Here is a 15287-nt window from a genome sequence, read left to right as displayed (position 1 = left end):
TGGCGGTGGTGGCGGGACGTGGCTGTTGGCCTGGATTTTTCTGCCGGACCGGGCAGTCCGGAATCAGTCATCGTCCCCGCCGTCGTCATCCCAGTCGTCCCCGTCCCCGTCCTCGTCGTCGTAGTCCTGTGGCGGCGCCGGCTGGACCGGAACCGGGCCGTTGCCTTCCGGCGGGCGGGGCGGAGCGGACGGAGACGGGGAAGCGGTCGGCGTGGGCGAGGGCGACGGCGGCGCGCTGGCTTCCGGCGCCGGACTCCCCGCCGGGGCCGGCGACCCGGACTGCGTGACGCTGATGGACGGGCCCAAGTCGGTGGGCCCGGGCTCGCGCAGGGTGGCGGCCAGTGCCGCGCCTCCGGCGCCCAGTCCGAGCAGCACGGCCAGCGCCACCAGGACGGTGCGGATGGCTGTACGAGGCATGACACCAGTATCCACGGCGCAGATGAGACCAAGATGAGAACCCGGCCCGGCAGCGCAACGGCCGGCGTGGCCAGGGCATCCCGCCGGGAAGCGTCGGCAGGGGTCAGTCGGGGCTGTCGGCCGCGGCGTCCGCGGCCCGGCGGGCGATGTCCGCCTCGACCGTCCGGCCCAGGGCGTCCAGTGCGGAGGCCAGACCCAGCTGGGCCGCGACGCGGAGCGTGCGGCTGACGTCGGGCTCCTGCAGCACCAGCTTGAACATCGGCACGGCGTCATCGGCGCGCCCCATCTCCGCCAGCACATGGGCCGCGAAAAGTTCGGCGTTGCCGGCCGAGGCTGCATCGTCGGCGGCCGAGTAGAGGTCGGCCGCCTGCAGCGCCGCCGAGACCGCGCCGGTGCCGTCCTCCAGCGCCCACAGCCCCCTCGCCCGGGTGTCGCTGTAATCCGCCTCGTACCACCGTGCCCCGTAGAGGTGCGCCAGCCGGATGGCCTCGTCCAAGACCGTGAGCCCGTCCGGGTCGCCGGCCTCACACAGGGCATGTCCGAGTGCGTGCAGGGCCTGCGGCAGCGCGGCGTCGTCGTCCTCGGCCTTGCGGGCGGCGGCCACCGCCGCCTCGAAGCAGATCAGGGCGTCCTTGTCGCGGTCCTCGCGGGAGAGCAGCGTGCCGGTTGCCAGCAGGCCGCGGGCGGCCTCGCCGAACTCGCCGCCGTGGCTGAATTCGGCCACCGCCCGGCGCCAACAGTCCAGCGCCTCGGCCGTCCGGCCGGCGTGCCGGTGCGCGTGGCCCAGACTCATCAACGCCCGCGCCACCTGCGCATGGGGCGCCTTGGTGTGTTCCAGCCGCTGCAGCAGCTTGGACAGCACCTCGCCGGCCAGTTCGTACTCTTCCGCCTCCAGCAGCTGGTTTCCCAGCGCCAAACGCAGCGTGAGCTCTTCCTGGACCTCACCGCGTTCGGCTTGGGCGACCGCCGCCTGCCAGGCCAGTACCGAGTCTTCGTAGTCGCCGATGCCGGCGCACAGCCGCGCCAACACGACGGCGGCGCTGATGGCACCCTTGCGGACCCCGGCAGCCGCGTACAGTTCCAGCGCCGTCAGCGCTTCCTCCAGCCCGGCCGCGCCGTCGCCGCCGGCGGCATTGGCCTTCAACAGCCACATGCTGGCGGTGGTGGCGCGGTTGCCGGGCAAGGCCAGCATCCGGTCGGCAACTGCGGTGGCCCGTTCCGGCTGGTCGGCCTGCAGATAGGTGTTGGCCAGGTACATCAGCGCGCCGGACAAGCTGTCGGTCCGGCCGGAGTGCTCGTAACCGGCAACCGCGTCTTCCAGCAGCGCGATCGCCTGCTTCGCTTCCCCGCGCTGGGAACGGACGACGGCGATCGCCAGCTGAACGTCGGCCGTCACCGACCCCGGGGCATGGGCCTCCAGCAGGCGGGCGAGTTCGGCTTCCAGGAGCGGGAGATCGTCGTCGCCGGCTTCGCGGAACAGGGCCGTCCCCAGCCGTTCACCTGCCGCGGCCTCGGCCGCCAGCCCGTGGCTGCGGAGCAAGGCGATCCGGGCCTGGAGATACTCCCGGGCCTGTTTCTCTTCGCCGGCCAGCTGGGCGAGCGCAATCAGCACCGAGTACAAGCCCAGCCGGACGTCAAGATCGGCATCCGAGGACCGGGCGAGGCCGGCCTGCGCCAGGGCCCGGGCGCCCGCATGGTTCTCGGCATAGGCTGCTTCATAAGCGCGGTCCAGGCAATCCCTGGCAGCCGCCGGGAACCGTGCCGGATCGGGTCCGGCGCTCTCCAGCACGGCGCGCAGGCGGTCGGCGATCAGGCCGCGCGGCACCGTTGCGGCGGACTCAGGCACGGTGGCCCCGCTTCCGCAGCGCTGTGCCGTGGAACCCTGCTGGCGCGTTGCCCATGGTCTTAGTTCTAGCCGCCAACAGGGGTCGGCGCAATGCCCCGGCGCTCCCCGTCAAGACGCGGTGCTGCGCGCCCGTGACGGACTGCGCACGGATGCGCGGCCGCGTCGCACAGCGGCATCAGCGCCGGTAGCCGACCCGCCCGCCGCCCTAGACTAGGGGGCATGGAATTCGACACGCGCGTGGCCGCCTACGGCGTGATGGTGGCCGACGGCGCGGTGCTGCTGGTCCGCTGGACCGGCGCAGGCTGGCCCCGGTGGACCCTGCCCGGCGGCGGCCTGGAATACGGCGAAGATGCGGCAACCGCCGCGGTCCGCGAGATCCGGGAAGAAACCGGCTATGCCGCCAGGCTCGAGCAGTTGCTGGGCGTGGACAGCAAGCACATTCCGGCCGCGAAGCGCCTGCACGGGCACCGGCCGCTGCACGCCTTCCGCGTCATCTACGCGGCCAGTGTGGTCGGCGGCGAACTGACCGACGAGGCCGACGGATCCACGGACCTGGCCCGCTGGATCCCGCTCCATCAGGTTCCGACGCTGGACCGGGTCGACCTGGTGGATCTGGGGCTGCGGCTCTACTTCCCGGACGGCGTGCCGGCGGACCATTCCGCAAACGGCCGGTGAGCGCTAAGCTGATCCAGTTGCCGGGCTGACCAGCCCGCCGGACAACCTAGAGGAGGTGGGTGTGATGACCGTCCATGCCGCAGATCCTGCTGCCATCACCAGCCACGCCTCCGTACCCCGCCCAAGCCGCGGCTAGCGGCCAGGACGTCCGGCGCGGAGGCCTCATTTCCAAAAGGTAACCGTCGTGACCGACACCCATCACCTGCATTCCCTGCTGCGCAGCTACGGCTATACCCAACACACCGCCGCGCAGTTCAACCTCCATTTTCCCGATCCGGCGCTCCGCCCCGCCCGGGTGGTGCGCACCGACCGGGGCCGCGTTTTGCTGGCGGCCGACGGCGGCCTGCTGCACCTGCCCACCGCAGGGCTCAGCCCGCAGCCGGCCACCGGTGATTGGGTGGTGTACGAGGCCGCCCGCCCGGCTTCCGCAGGCGGCCCGGCCATCGCCGGGCTGCTTCCGCGGTTTTCCGCCCTGTCCCGCAAACAGGCCTACGATCCGCTTGCGGCCGAGCAGATCCTGGCCGCCAACATGGACATGGTCGGCATCGTGGTGCCCTTCGACCGCCCGCTGTCGGCCAACCGGCTGGAGCGCACCCTGGTGGCCGCGTGGGATTCCGGCGCGCTGCCGGTGGTCATCCTGACCAAGGCGGACCTGAGCGGCCACCATGACGAGGTCGCCGCCCAGATCGTCGACCAGGCCGCCGGCGCCGACGTCTTGGCGACCAGTGCGGAAACGGGCGACGGACTCGATGCCTTGGCCGGATACCTGGGTCCGGGCCGCACGATGGTGCTGCTCGGGCCCTCGGGCTCGGGGAAATCCAGCCTGATCAACGCGCTCGCAGGCCGCGCGGTGCAGGACACCGGAGCCGTCCGTGCCGGCGACGGGAAGGGCCGTCACACCACCACGGCGCGTGAGCTCATTCCCCTGCCCAACGGCGCGGTCCTGATGGACACCCCGGGCATCCGCGGCTTCGCGCTGTGGGATGCGGAGGAGGGGCTGGCGACCATGTTCGCCGACATCGAGGACCTGGCCTCCGGCTGCCGGTTCAACGACTGCGCGCATGGCGCCGAACCCGGCTGCGCGGTGCGCCAGGCCCTCGACGCCGGCAGTCTGGAGCAGCGGAGCTGGGACAGCTACCGGAAGATGGAACGCGAACTGGCCCGCCTGCACCTGAGGCAGAACGTGGCGGAACAGCGCCGGGCCGGCCGGCAGTTCGCCAGGATGGCCAAGGCCGCAGCACAGGCCAAGGACCATCGCGGCAGGCGCTGATCGTGTGCTTGCGGGCCGCGCGGTTGACTAGACTCGGTGCCAGCACTCCTGCGGCCCAGCCGGCCGCCAGGACCCCCCCCACGGAAGGTTCAGCATGCCCGAGCCCACGCGGCCGGCCGCCCGGCCGGCGGACCTGCCGGCCGCCGTCGCCGAGGCCGGAGACGGCCCCATGGTGCAGTTCCGCGCAGTCACGAAGACCTACGCTGGACAACCCGCGGTTCAAGACCTGACGCTGGACATCGACCGCGGCGCGATCACGGTCTTCGTGGGCCCCTCGGGCTGCGGCAAGACCACCTCGCTGCGGATGATCAACCGGATGGCGGAGCCAACCTCCGGGTCCGTCCTCGTGGACGGCCACGACGTCTCCGGCCGGCCCGCAGCGGCCCTGCGCCGGTCCATGGGCTACGTCATGCAGTCTGCCGGGCTGCTGCCGCACCGCACGGTGCTGGACAACATCGCCACCGTGCCTCGGCTGAACGGAGTCCGCCGGGCCGCGGCCCGCCAGCGGGCCGACGAGCTGCTCGACGTCGTCGGACTGTCCCGGGAGCTGGGCAGGAGGTATCCGGCCCAGCTCTCCGGCGGCCAGCAGCAGCGCGTCGGAGTGGCGCGGGCGCTCGCGGCGGATCCGCCGATCCTGCTCATGGACGAGCCGTTCAGCGCGGTGGATCCGGTGGTCCGCGCCGAGCTGCAACAGGAACTGCTGCGGCTGCAACAGCAGCTGGCCAAAACCATCGTCTTCGTCACCCACGATATCGACGAAGCGGCCCTCCTCGGCGACAAACTGGCCGTCTTCGCCACCGGGGGCAGGCTGGCCCAGTTCGCCCCGCCCGAGGAGGTCCTGCGGGCGCCGGTGGACGATTTTGTCGCTGGTTTCGTCGGGCGGGACCGCGGTTTCCGCTCGCTGTCCTTTAACAGCGCGCTCGGGCTGCCGCTGCTGCCTGCCCGCACTGCGACCGCGGACGGTGTGGGCGAGGCGCCCGGGGAGGGCTGGCTGTTGTTGACCGACGACGACGGTGCGCCGGCGGGATGGCTGCCTCCCGGGGAACGCGACCCGGCCCGGGCCCGGATCGGCGGCTCGCTGTTCACCCTGGGGTCCAGCCTGCGCCAGGCGCTGGATGCGGCGTTGTCGTCGCCGTCCGGTGCCGGCGTCGCCGTCGACGCCGACGGGCGGGTGGCCGGTTTGGTCGATCCCGCGGCGGTGCTGCAGAAACTCCGGACGGGCGGCAGTTGATGGACTGGTTCCTGGCGAACCTGCCGTATGTGATGGAGCTGAGCGCCCTCCACCTGTTCCAGTCCGCGCTTCCGCTGGTGCTCGGGCTCGTGGTGTCGCTGCCGCTGGGCTACCTGGCCTGGCGGATCCGTGCGGTGCGCGGCCTGATTCTGTCCCTCTCCTCGGTGCTGTACACCATCCCGTCGCTGGCCCTGTTCGTGATCCTGCCGGTGGTCCTGGGCACCGGCATCCTGGAAATGTCCAACCTGATCGTGGCGCTAACCGTGTATTCGGTCGCGCTGCTGGTCCGCGCGGTGGTGGACGCGCTCAACTCCGTGGACGACGGCGTCCGGCAGGCAGCGGTGGCAATGGGCTACCTGCCGGTGCGCCGGTTCTTCAGAGTGGACCTTCCCCTGTGCATCCCGGTGCTGGTGGCGGGACTGCGGGTGGTGTCCGTGAGCAACATCTCGGTGGCCAGCGTCGGGGCTCTGATCGGCGTCCGGAACCTCGGTTTCCTGTTCACCGACGGACTGCTGCGCTATTTCATGACCGAAATCGTGGTCGGAATCCTGATGACCCTGGTGCTGGCGGCGCTGATGGACGTGCTCCTGCTGGCGCTTGAGCGGGTGCTCACGCCGTGGCGGCGTCCGGGTGCCGCTGCTGACGGAACCGGGCCGCGGACAGGCGGCATAACCGGCACGTTGCCGGAGGCCGGTGGTGCCGGGACGGGCTCCTTCGCCGCCGGAGGGGAACGGCCGGACGCCGCTGAAGCGACGGTGCGCGGATGAACCTGTTCGAAGAGACCGCGGCGTGGCTGGCGGATCCGGCCAACTGGGCCGGACCGGCGGGCGTGCCGGCCAGGCTGGCGGAGCACCTGTACTACAGCGCCCTGACGCTGGTGATCGCCGCGGCCATCGCCGTGCCGCTGGGGCTGTTCGTCGGCCACACCGGAAGGGGACGCATCGCCGTCGTGGGCATTGCCAGCGGACTGCGGGCCATGCCCACGCTGGGCCTGTTGACCCTGTTCGTCATCCTGATGGGACTGGGCCTGATGCCGCCGATCTACGCCCTGGTGATCCTGGCCATCCCGCCGCTGCTGGCCGGCACGTATTCAGGAATTGCCGCCGTCGACCGCCAGCTGGTGGACGCCGCGCGGGCGATGGGCATGACCGAGTGGCAGGTCCTGTTCCGCGCCGAATTGCCCAACGCGCTGCCGGTGCTGCTGGGCGGGGTGCGTGCCGCCGTGCTGCAGGTCATCGCCACGGTGGCCGTCGTGGCCTACATCAATCTGGGCGGTCTGGGCCGGTTCCTGATCGACGGGCTGGCGGTCCGCGACTCGGTGCGGCTGTTTGCCGGCGCGCTGCTGATCGCGGCGCTGGCACTGGTCGTGGACGCCTTGCTGGCCGCGGTGCAGAAAGTCGCCGTATCGCCCGGCGTGCGTAGCGCCGGCGGCGGGCCGAAAGGCAGAACAAGTAAGGTTGGAGCAGCCAGTGCCGGCACATGAGGAGATGAGCATGAAGAACCACCCCGGGAACAACGCGCGCCACCATGGGAGCTACAAGAATCCGGCCGCACGGCGCAGCGTGCTCGCCGCCGGGGCGGCCGCCGTGGCCCTGGTGCTGGCTGCCTGCGGCGGGGGATCCGACCCCCTGCAGGATGCGACGTCGGCCCCCGAAGGCAGCGCCGGCGGATCCCTGGTGGTCGGGGCCAGCGGCGGCACGGAGAGCCAGATCATTGCCGAGATCTATGCGGGCGCACTGACCGCCGCCGGCTACGACGTCACCACGCAACCGGGCATCGGCTCGCGCGAGGTCTACGTCAGCGCCGTGGAGGAAGGGTCCGTGGACATCATCCCGGACTACAGCGGCAACCTCCTGCTGTTCCTGGACACCGAGGCGACGGCGGCCTCCGCCGAGGACGTCATGACAGCCCTGACGGACGCCCTGCCCGAGGGGCTCGGTGTGTTGGAGCCCGCGTCGGCGGAGAGCAAGGACGCGATGGTCGTGACCAAGGCGACGGCGGAGGAATACCAGCTGACGTCGATCGAGGACATGGGCCCGGTGTGCGGTGAACTGGTGCTCGGAGCCAACCCGGAATTCGCCGAGCGCGAGTACGGGCTGCCGGGGCTGGAAGCCAACTACGGCTGCGTGCCCAAGTCCTTCGAACCGATCAACGACTACGGCGGACCGACCACGCTCAACGCCTTGATCACCGACAAGATCCAGGTGGCCGACATCTACACCACCACCCCGTCCATCGAGGACAACGACCTGGTGGTGCTGGAAGACCCGAAGAACAACTTCATTGCCCAGCAGGTGCTGCCGCTGATCCGCAGCGAGGCCGTGGACGAGCAGGCTGCCCAGGTGCTCAACGAGGTTTCGGCAGCGTTGACCACCGAGGACCTGATCGACCTCAACCGCCAGGTCAGCGGGGACGAGAAGCGCAACCCGACCGACGCCGCCGCGGACTGGCTGGCGGAAAAGGGCCTCGCCGGCTAGGTCCTCGGCTCCCGTTCACGCGCCGCCTCGGTCACCGGGGCGGCGCGTGCTGTGTGCGAAGATCTTTGGATGGCCCAGTTCAAGCAGTCCAACAAGCTCCACAACGTCCTCTACGACATCCGCGGCCCGCTCCTCGAGCATGCCCAGCGGATGGAGGCCGAGGGCCAGCGCATCCTCAAGTTGAACATCGGCAACCCGGCGCCGTTCGGATTCGAAGCCCCGGACGCCATCCTGGTGGACATGATCCGCAACCTGCCCACGGCGCAGGGCTACAGCGATTCGCGCGGCATTTTCTCCGCCAGGACCGCCGTGTCGCAGTACTACCAGACCCGCGGCATCCAAGAGATCGGCGTGGATGACGTGTACCTGGGCAACGGGGTCAGCGAACTGATCACCATGAGCCTGCAGGCGCTGCTGAACAACGGCGACGAAGTGCTCATCCCGGCGCCCGACTACCCGCTGTGGACCGCGTCGGTGTCGCTGGCCGGCGGCCACCCGGTGCACTACCTCTGCGTCGAGGAAGAGGGCTGGCTGCCCGACCTGGAAGACATCGAACGGAAGATCACGCCCAACACCAAGGGGATCGTGATCATCAACCCGAACAACCCCACCGGCGCCGTCTATCCGCGGCACATCCTCGAGGGCATGCTGGAGTTGGCGCGCCGGCACGACCTGGTGGTGTTCTCGGACGAGATCTACGAGAAGATCCTGTACGAGGATGCGGAGCATGTGAACACGGCGCTGCTGGCCGACGACGTGCTGGTCATGACGTTCAGCGGGCTGTCCAAGGCCTACCGCGTGTGCGGTTTCCGCAGCGGCTGGATGGCCATTTCGGGGCCGAAGCATCTGGCCGCGGACTACATCGAAGGCATCAACCTGCTCACCAACATGCGGTTGTGCGCGAATGTGCCCGCCCAGCATGCCATCCAGACCGCCTTGGGCGGCCACCAGAGCATCAACGACCTCATCCTGCCCGGCGGCAGGCTGCTCGAGCAGCGTAACAAAGCCTATGAGCTGTTGAACGCGATCCCCGGCGTCAGCACGCAGCAGGCCAAGGGCGCGCTCTACTTGTTCCCCAAGCTCGACCCGGAGGTCTACGGGATCAAGGACGACGAGCAGTTTGCGTTGGACCTGCTCAAGCAGCAGAAGATCTTGATTTCCCACGGCCGGGCATTCAACTGGACGCAGCCGGACCATTTCCGGCTGGTCACGCTGCCCAACGTCGACGTGCTGACCGAAGCCGTGGGGCGGATCGAGGAGTTCCTGGCCGGATACCGGCAGTAACGGCCGCGCCTGCGTAGCCGCGCCTGCGTAGCCGCGCCGCCGGCGGCTCGGTAGGCTGTCGCCACCCGCACCGCCGGCCGCACCGCCGGCCTAGCCGGCCGGCCCGAACAGGAGGACCAGGTGGAACAGACCGGATTGCCCGAGTTCACGCGGACGCCGTCGGAGATGCTGCGGGTCGGCCCGGGATTCGGCCTGGCCGGCGTCGATACCGGCTCCACGCCCGGATTCCTCGGCGACAGGACCCAGGGGAAACTCCTGCTCAGGGCCTCCGACCGCCGGCTGTCCGAACTGCAGGAACGCCTCTTCGCGCAGAGCCGCGCCGGGGCACAGGACGCGGTCCTGCTGGTGCTGCAGGGGATGGACACCTCCGGCAAGGGCGGGATCGTCCGGCACGTGGTCGGAGCCGCCGACCCGCAGGGCATTTCCCACCGGGCCTTCAAGGCGCCGACGCCGGAGGAGTTGGAGCACGATTTCCTCTGGCGGGTGGAACGGGCCTTGCCCGGCCCCGGCATGATCGGGGTGTTTGACCGGTCGCACTACGAAGATGTGCTCATCCACCGCGTGCACGGGCTCTCGCCCCTCGCGGAGGTGGAAACCCGCTACGGGCAGATCAATGACTTCGAGGCGATGGTGGCCCGCCGGGGCATCCGGATGGTCAAGGTCATGCTGCACCTGGGCAAGCGCGAACAGGGCAAGCGGTTGCGTGCGCGGCTCGACCGGGCCGACAAGCACTGGAAGTACGATCCCGGCGACGTGGACGCGCGGCGGCGCTGGGACGAATACCAGCAGGCCTACCAGGTCATGCTGGAACGAACCAGCACCATCGACGCGCCGTGGTTTGTGGTGCCGGCCGACCACAAATGGTACGCACGGATCGCGGTGCAGGAGCTTCTGCTGCATGCACTGGAAGACATCGACCCGCAGTGGCCGCCGGCGGACTTCGACGTCGCCGCGGAAAAGGCCCGCCTGGCTGCCTCGTAACGCGAGCCCGCCACCCCGCCGGGCGCGGCCTGCCGGGAACCCGGCGGCCGGGGCGGACTAGAGGGGTGAGACTGGTGACGCGGCGGTTCCGGGGCTGCCCGGGCTGGCCGGCGACGGCTCGGTGCCCGCCGCCTCGCGTGCGGCATCGAGTCGCTGCCGTGCGCCTTCCAGCCAGGCCTCGCAGCGGGCCGCCAGCGCCTCGCCGCGCTCCCACAGCGCCAGGGACTGTTCGAGGCTGGCGCCGCCGGCTTCCAACTGGCTGACAACGGCCACCAATTCCTCGCGCGCCTGCTCATAGGAGAGGGACGCGACGTCGGGCGGTGCGGGCTGCTCTGTCATGGGGGTCTCGCTTTCGGTGCCTTGCTGGGTTTTGGTGTCTGGGGTTTCCGGGAACGGCGTCAGGGAAGGGCTTCGGCGGCGACTTCGCCGACGGCAACCCGGAGCCGCAGCCGTGTTCCGGCCGGTGCGTCCGCCGCGTCACGCAGCACCCGGCCGTCGGGCAGCTGGGCCACGGCATAGCCGCGGTCCAGGGTGTTCTGGGGAGAAAGCGCGCGCACCTGTGCCTTCAGGTGGGCGACCCGGTCGGTGTCACGGTGAACGGCCGCCGAGACGGCCTGGTGTGCCCTCGAGATGAGCCGGTGCAGATCTTCCGCCCGGACGTCCACCATGCCCGCGGGATTCGCCATGACCGGGCGGCTGCGCAGCGCGGCCAGGCGCTCGGTTTCGCGGTGGACCAACTGCTCCACCCGGCGGGCAAGCAGGGCGCGGGCCTGCCCGATCCGATGCAGTTCCTCGCTGACGTCCGGGACGATGCGCTTGGCGGCGTCGGTCGGCGTGGAGGCACGCAGGTCCGCGACGTCGTCGAGGAGGGGCCGGTCCGCTTCGTGTCCGATGGCGCTCACGACCGGCGTGGCGGCGGCGGCCACCGCCCGGACCAAATCCTCGTTGCTGAAGGGCAGCAGGTCCTCCAGCGAACCTCCGCCGCGGGCGATGACGATGACGTCCACATCGTTGCGCGCGTCGAGCTCGGCGAGTGCCTGCATCACCTGAGCCACGGCATTCACGCCCTGGACGGCAACTTCCCGGACCTCGAACTCGACGGCGGGCCAGCGCAGCGAGGCATTCCGGATGACGTCCTTCATGGCGTCGGAATCCCGTCCCGTGATGAGGCCGATGCGGTGCGGGAGCAAGGGCAGCCGCTGCTTGCGGGACGGATCGAAGAGGCCTTCGGCGGCCAGCGCCCGGCGCAGCCGCTCCAGCCTCACCAGCAAGTCGCCGAGCCCCACCGGCCGGATGTCCCGGGTCTGCATGGTCAGCCGCCCGGTCTTGACGTACAGGTCCGGCTTGATCTGTGCCACCACCCGGGAACCGGGCTCCAGCGGCATCTCCAGGCGCGCCATCACGCTGCCCCAAACCACCAGGCTGAAGGAGGCCTCGGCGTCGGTGTCCCGCAGCGTCAGGTAGGTGGTGGCGTTCCGGCGGTTCAGCTCGATCACCTGGCCTTCGACCCAGGTGGGCGGCACGCGGTCGATGTGCATCTTGAGCTTTTGCGACAGCAGCCGCAGCGGCCACGGGTTGTCGGCCGTCGTCTGGTTGGCGGTCGGGGGCAGGGTCGATTGTCCGGTGCCGGCGCCTTGGACCCCGCTTGACTCCATGAATTGCCCCTTCCGGAGGTGTGATTCCGACGGCTGCCGGAGACTCTTCATTCTTACCAGTTATCCCCGTCAATCCGATTCTCTGTTGTACTGGGTAGGGGTGGGCGGCGCTCCTTGGGCGCCGCCGGACCGCCAGACGGCAGCGAAGAAACGGAGGCGACCGTGCGGGCGTTGTTGGCTTTTGTCAGTGGGCTGCTGGCCGTGCTCCTCGCCGGCGCCGCGCTGTGCGGAGCCTGGGCCAACCAACGGGTGCTCGACCGTGAAGGTTTCGTGTGGCTGGCCGCCCCGCTCGGCGACGACGCCGGGTTCCGCTCGGCGCTGGCCGCCACCATAACGGAAGAAGTTGCAGGCAGTCCCGAGTTGCCCGCCGGTCTGCAGGAACTCGTGCGGCCCATCGTGGGGCGAACCGCTGGAGCGATTACCGAACTGGCCGGATTTCCGCGGGCTCTGAACGAGACCCTGGCCCTGTCGCACGCACATACGTTCTCCGGGACAGCCGGGGGAGAGGCAGCGGTCACGCTGGATATCGCTCCCGTTGTGGCGCTGGCAGTTTCGCGGGTAGCGGACGCGCTGGGCACCAGTATCCGGAGCCCGGAGCAGGTGTTGTTGCCGCTGGGCTCTGCCGAGGCGGGTGAGGCTCTGGCCTCGGTGCGGGACCTGCCGTCGCAGTGGTGGGTGGCGGCGGCGGCAGCTGCTGCGGCACTGGTGCTGATGCTGCTGGCCGCCCGGCGTCCCGCCACGGCGCTGGCCTGGGCCGGTGTTGGCGCGGGATTACTGGGAGCGGTCCTCTGGCTGGCCGCCGGGCTTGCACCGCCGCTGGCAGTGAATGCGGCGGGCGAAAGTGCGTTGGCCCAGGTGTTCCTGGGGAGGCTGGTTGAACTGGCCGTCGCCGACTTCCGCCCCTGGGCCGCCGTCTTTGCCGGCGCCGGACTGGTGGTCGCGGTGGCCGGTCTCACTCTGCGGGCGGTGCCGGGCGGGGCCCGGCGGACCGGGCCCACGGGCTAGCATAGAGGCATGGCCAGTACTGCTGTTTCCCTTTCCATGCCTACCATTCCCCGCAAGCGCCGCACCCCGGACGACGTCTGGGCTGCCGCACCTGTGGACGGTGACAAGAAGGTGCTGCTGGCGGCCCCGCGTGGATACTGCGCCGGCGTCGACCGCGCCGTGATCGCGGTGGAAAAGGCGCTGGAGCACTATGGCCCGCCCGTCTATGTGCGCAAGCAGATCGTCCACAATGTGCATGTGGTCTCCACCCTGGAGGAAAAGGGCGCCATCTTCGTCGAAGAGACGGACGAAGTGCCCGAAGGCGCCCTGGTCGTTTTCTCCGCGCACGGGGTTTCGCCCGCTGTGGTGCAGTCCGCCGAGGACCGCCAGCTGCGGACGATCGACGCGACCTGCCCGTTGGTGACCAAGGTGCACCGCGAAGCTGTCCGGTTCGCCCGCGACGGCAACGAGATTCTCCTGATCGGTCACGAGGGACACGAAGAAGTCGAAGGGACCTACGGGGAAGCGCCGGACCACACCACGATCGTCAACAACCCGGACGAGGCGCGGACAGTGGAAGTGCGGGATCCGGAGAGGTTGATCTGGTTGTCGCAGACGACGCTCTCGGTCGACGAGACGATGGAAATCGTGTCCATCCTGCGCGACCGCTTCCCGGCTCTGCAGGATCCGCCGAGCGACGACATCTGCTATGCCACCTCTAACCGCCAGGCTGCGATCAAGAAGATAGCGCCCTTGGCGGACTTGGTCATTGTGGTTGGCTCCGAAAACTCATCCAACTCCGTCCGGTTGGTAGAGGTCGCCCTCGAGTACGGCGCCAAGGCTGCCTACCGCGTGGACTTTGCCAACGAGGTTGACGAGTCCTGGTTCGAGGGCGTCGCCACCGTCGGCGTGACCTCCGGAGCCTCCGTGCCGGAGGTCCTGGTGCGCGAGGTGCTGCGCCTGTTGGGCGACTACGGCTACGGCGACGTGGAGGAAGTGGTCACCGCCGAGGAGGACATCCTTTTCTCGCTGCCGAAGGAACTGCGCGCCACGCTCAAGGAACGCGGCGACGAGTCGCGCGGCCTCGGCGGCCGGGTCACCCGCCCGGCCCGCTAGCCCTGGCATCCGCTGTGCAGGGTGGCCCCAAACGGCGGTGCCACTCTGCAAGGCGGCACCGCTGGCGCCGTTAAGCGGCCGGGTCCCGGCCTTCGATCAGTTCGGGGGCCGAGAGCAGCCGGGGCGTGTTCTCCAAGGCCGCCGGGGCGGCGGGCTCCTCCAAGGACGTGCCGTCGAAGGCGTAGATCTTCCGAGCGGTCGGCAACACCCTTGATTCCAGCGTCCCCACAAACGAGTTGTACCGCTCGACCGAGCTCTTGAGCGACGAGCCCAGCCGGGTGACATGATCGCCCAGCGTTCCAAGCCGCTCGTAGAGCTGCCGCGACAGGTCGAAAATCTCGCGTGCGTTGTCCTTGAGCACTTCCTGCCGCCAGGTGAAGGCCACCGACTTCAGCGTGGCCAGCAGCGAGACGGGGGAGACCAGCGCAACGCTGCGGGCAAAGGCATGGTCGAGCAGGCCGGGATCGGCATGCAGGGCGGCGGACAACACCGCCTCCGAGGGCAGGAAACAAAGCACCAACTCCGGGGAAGCCTGCAGGCTCTCCCAATACTTCCGCGCCGCCAGGGCATCCACGTGCGCGCGCACCGCCTTGGCATGGGCGTTCAGCAGATCCACCCGTTGCTGCTGTTCCGCAGCCGATGCGGCCGCCGGGATTTCCTGGGCCTGCAGGTAGGCGCGCAGCGGGACCTTGGCATCCGCGACGATGGACTTTCCACCCGGCAGCCGGATGATCATGTCCGGGCGGCCGGTCCGGTCTGCCCCGGCCAGGTGCACCTGCTCGTCAAAGTCCACACGGGCGAGCATGCCGGCAGCCTCCACCACCCGGCGCAACTGCACCTCGCCCCACTGCCCGCGGGCGGAATTGGACTGCAGCGCGGAGGCGAGCGTCTGCGTGGAACGCATCAGCGCCTCGTCGCTGCGCTGGGCTGCACGCAACTGCTCGGCCAACTGGCCGAACTGCTCCACCCGGTCCCGTTCCAGCAGGCTGACCTGCTGCTGGACTAGCTTGAGCTTCTCACCGACCGGTATCAGGGCGCGCAGCACGGTGTTCTCTTGCTCGTCCTGGGCGTAGAGCTGCGCGTTCTGCTCGGCGAGCATCCGGCGCTCCGCCTCCACCCCGGCGAGGCGGGCCGAGAGCTCTGCCAGCCGGTCGCCGTCGTCCTTCGCAGCGTCCTGCAGATCCGCCAGCCGGCGACGGAAAAGGACGGCCACGGCAGCGGCGCCGGCGGCGGCGCCCACGAACAGGGCCAGAAGGGCGAGAAGTACATGCGATGCATCCATACCTTCACCATGCCAGCCCCCTCGGACAAAATACGGCACGCGGACCGATGTGTCCGGGCCACGGTATCC

At 69.9% G+C, this 15287-nt stretch carries 15 protein-coding genes; 10 read left to right on the top strand and 5 right to left on the bottom strand.

Annotation, left to right across the window (positions count from 1 at the left end):
• Positions 1-63 precede the first annotated feature (63 nt).
• Positions 64-417 (bottom strand): hypothetical protein, encoded by a 354-nt coding sequence (locus AC5RV3_RS09230; protein ID WP_494121863.1) that lies wholly within the window; start codon positions 415-417, stop codon positions 64-66.
• Between the two features lie 103 nt (positions 418-520).
• Positions 521-2263 carry a tetratricopeptide repeat protein gene (locus AC5RV3_RS09225; RefSeq protein ID WP_494121862.1) on the bottom strand — a complete coding sequence of 581 codons (1743 nt, stop codon included), beginning with the start codon at positions 2261-2263 and terminating at the stop codon, positions 521-523.
• A gap of 219 nt (positions 2264-2482) precedes the next feature.
• On the opposite strand from AC5RV3_RS09225, the gene AC5RV3_RS09220 reads away from it, so the two are divergent.
• The 8 genes from AC5RV3_RS09220 (at position 2483) to AC5RV3_RS09185 (ending at position 10181) form a co-directional block, all read left to right on the top strand.
• Positions 2483-2938, top strand: a complete 456-nt coding sequence (locus AC5RV3_RS09220; RefSeq protein ID WP_494121861.1) for an NUDIX hydrolase — start codon at positions 2483-2485, stop codon at positions 2936-2938.
• Positions 2939-3122: 184 nt separating this feature from the next.
• The gene (rsgA, locus tag AC5RV3_RS09215; protein WP_494121860.1) at positions 3123-4208 is read left to right on the top strand and encodes a ribosome small subunit-dependent GTPase A; all 1086 of its coding nucleotides are present in this window, start codon (positions 3123-3125) and stop codon (positions 4206-4208) included.
• Between the two features lie 169 nt (positions 4209-4377).
• A complete protein-coding gene (locus AC5RV3_RS09210; RefSeq protein ID WP_494121935.1) occupies positions 4378-5439 on the top strand; it encodes an ABC transporter ATP-binding protein in 1062 nt (353 codons plus the stop codon).
• Entirely contained in the window at positions 5439-6206 is a 768-nt protein-coding gene (locus tag AC5RV3_RS09205; protein WP_494049594.1) for an ABC transporter permease, read from the top strand. Before AC5RV3_RS09210 ends, AC5RV3_RS09205 begins: the two co-directional genes overlap by 1 nt.
• Positions 6203-6922, top strand: a complete 720-nt coding sequence (locus tag AC5RV3_RS09200; protein WP_494121859.1) for an ABC transporter permease — start codon at positions 6203-6205, stop codon at positions 6920-6922. Before AC5RV3_RS09205 ends, AC5RV3_RS09200 begins: the two co-directional genes overlap by 4 nt.
• A gap of 10 nt (positions 6923-6932) precedes the next feature.
• Positions 6933-7916, top strand: coding sequence for an ABC transporter substrate-binding protein (locus tag AC5RV3_RS09195; protein WP_494121858.1), 984 nt, complete (start codon positions 6933-6935; stop codon positions 7914-7916).
• A gap of 69 nt (positions 7917-7985) precedes the next feature.
• Positions 7986-9200: a pyridoxal phosphate-dependent aminotransferase gene (locus AC5RV3_RS09190; RefSeq protein ID WP_493988998.1), complete on the top strand. Its 1215-nt coding sequence runs from the start codon at positions 7986-7988 to the stop codon at positions 9198-9200.
• 165 nt (positions 9201-9365) lie between these two features.
• Entirely contained in the window at positions 9366-10181 is an 816-nt protein-coding gene (locus AC5RV3_RS09185) for a PPK2 family polyphosphate kinase (protein WP_494121934.1), read from the top strand.
• Between the two features lie 57 nt (positions 10182-10238).
• Here AC5RV3_RS09185 and AC5RV3_RS09180 read toward each other — a convergent pair whose 3' ends face one another.
• Positions 10239-10520, bottom strand: a complete 282-nt coding sequence (locus tag AC5RV3_RS09180; protein WP_494012635.1) for an exodeoxyribonuclease VII small subunit — start codon at positions 10518-10520, stop codon at positions 10239-10241.
• Between the two features lie 59 nt (positions 10521-10579).
• Positions 10580-11836, bottom strand: a complete 1257-nt coding sequence (gene xseA, locus AC5RV3_RS09175; protein ID WP_494121857.1) for an exodeoxyribonuclease VII large subunit — start codon at positions 11834-11836, stop codon at positions 10580-10582.
• A 162-nt stretch (positions 11837-11998) separates the two neighbouring features.
• Between xseA and AC5RV3_RS09170 the strand changes: the two genes are divergently transcribed.
• Together AC5RV3_RS09170 and AC5RV3_RS09165 are read left to right on the top strand one after the other, a co-directional pair.
• Complete coding sequence (locus AC5RV3_RS09170) at positions 11999-12841, top strand: hypothetical protein (protein ID WP_494121856.1); 843 nt, start codon at positions 11999-12001, stop codon at positions 12839-12841.
• A 9-nt stretch (positions 12842-12850) separates the two neighbouring features.
• Complete coding sequence (locus AC5RV3_RS09165; RefSeq protein ID WP_494121855.1) at positions 12851-13936, top strand: 4-hydroxy-3-methylbut-2-enyl diphosphate reductase; 1086 nt, start codon at positions 12851-12853, stop codon at positions 13934-13936.
• Positions 13937-14006: 70 nt separating this feature from the next.
• Here AC5RV3_RS09165 and AC5RV3_RS09160 read toward each other — a convergent pair whose 3' ends face one another.
• Positions 14007-15218: a DNA recombination protein RmuC gene (locus AC5RV3_RS09160; protein WP_494121854.1), complete on the bottom strand. Its 1212-nt coding sequence runs from the start codon at positions 15216-15218 to the stop codon at positions 14007-14009.
• Positions 15219-15287: the final 69 nt, after the last annotated feature.

This window comes from Arthrobacter sp. Y3221114 (assembly GCF_059092625.1).
The sequence above is the reverse complement of the archived record's forward strand: the minus strand, read 5'-3'. Positions and strand labels throughout refer to the sequence as shown.

Excerpts from the sequence above, each read along its gene's own strand:
- AC5RV3_RS09205 (WP_494049594.1), top strand. The coding sequence starts at position 5,439 with ATGGACTGGTTCCTGGCGAACCTGCCGTATGTGATGGAGCTGAGCGCC.
- AC5RV3_RS09165 (WP_494121855.1), top strand. The coding sequence starts at position 12,851 with ATGGCCAGTACTGCTGTTTCCCTTTCCATGCCTACCATTCCCCGCAAG.
- AC5RV3_RS09195 (WP_494121858.1), top strand. The coding sequence starts at position 6,933 with ATGAAGAACCACCCCGGGAACAACGCGCGCCACCATGGGAGCTACAAG.
- xseA (WP_494121857.1), bottom strand. The coding sequence starts at position 11,836 with ATGGAGTCAAGCGGGGTCCAAGGCGCCGGCACCGGACAATCGACCCTG.
- AC5RV3_RS09210 (WP_494121935.1), top strand. The coding sequence starts at position 4,378 with ATGGTGCAGTTCCGCGCAGTCACGAAGACCTACGCTGGACAACCCGCG.
- AC5RV3_RS09220 (WP_494121861.1), top strand. The coding sequence starts at position 2,483 with ATGGAATTCGACACGCGCGTGGCCGCCTACGGCGTGATGGTGGCCGAC.
- AC5RV3_RS09180 (WP_494012635.1), bottom strand. The coding sequence starts at position 10,520 with ATGACAGAGCAGCCCGCACCGCCCGACGTCGCGTCCCTCTCCTATGAG.
- AC5RV3_RS09190 (WP_493988998.1), top strand. The coding sequence starts at position 7,986 with ATGGCCCAGTTCAAGCAGTCCAACAAGCTCCACAACGTCCTCTACGAC.
- AC5RV3_RS09200 (WP_494121859.1), top strand. The coding sequence starts at position 6,203 with ATGAACCTGTTCGAAGAGACCGCGGCGTGGCTGGCGGATCCGGCCAAC.
- AC5RV3_RS09160 (WP_494121854.1), bottom strand. The coding sequence starts at position 15,218 with ATGGATGCATCGCATGTACTTCTCGCCCTTCTGGCCCTGTTCGTGGGC.
- AC5RV3_RS09185 (WP_494121934.1), top strand. The coding sequence starts at position 9,366 with ATGCTGCGGGTCGGCCCGGGATTCGGCCTGGCCGGCGTCGATACCGGC.
- AC5RV3_RS09230 (WP_494121863.1), bottom strand. The coding sequence starts at position 417 with ATGCCTCGTACAGCCATCCGCACCGTCCTGGTGGCGCTGGCCGTGCTG.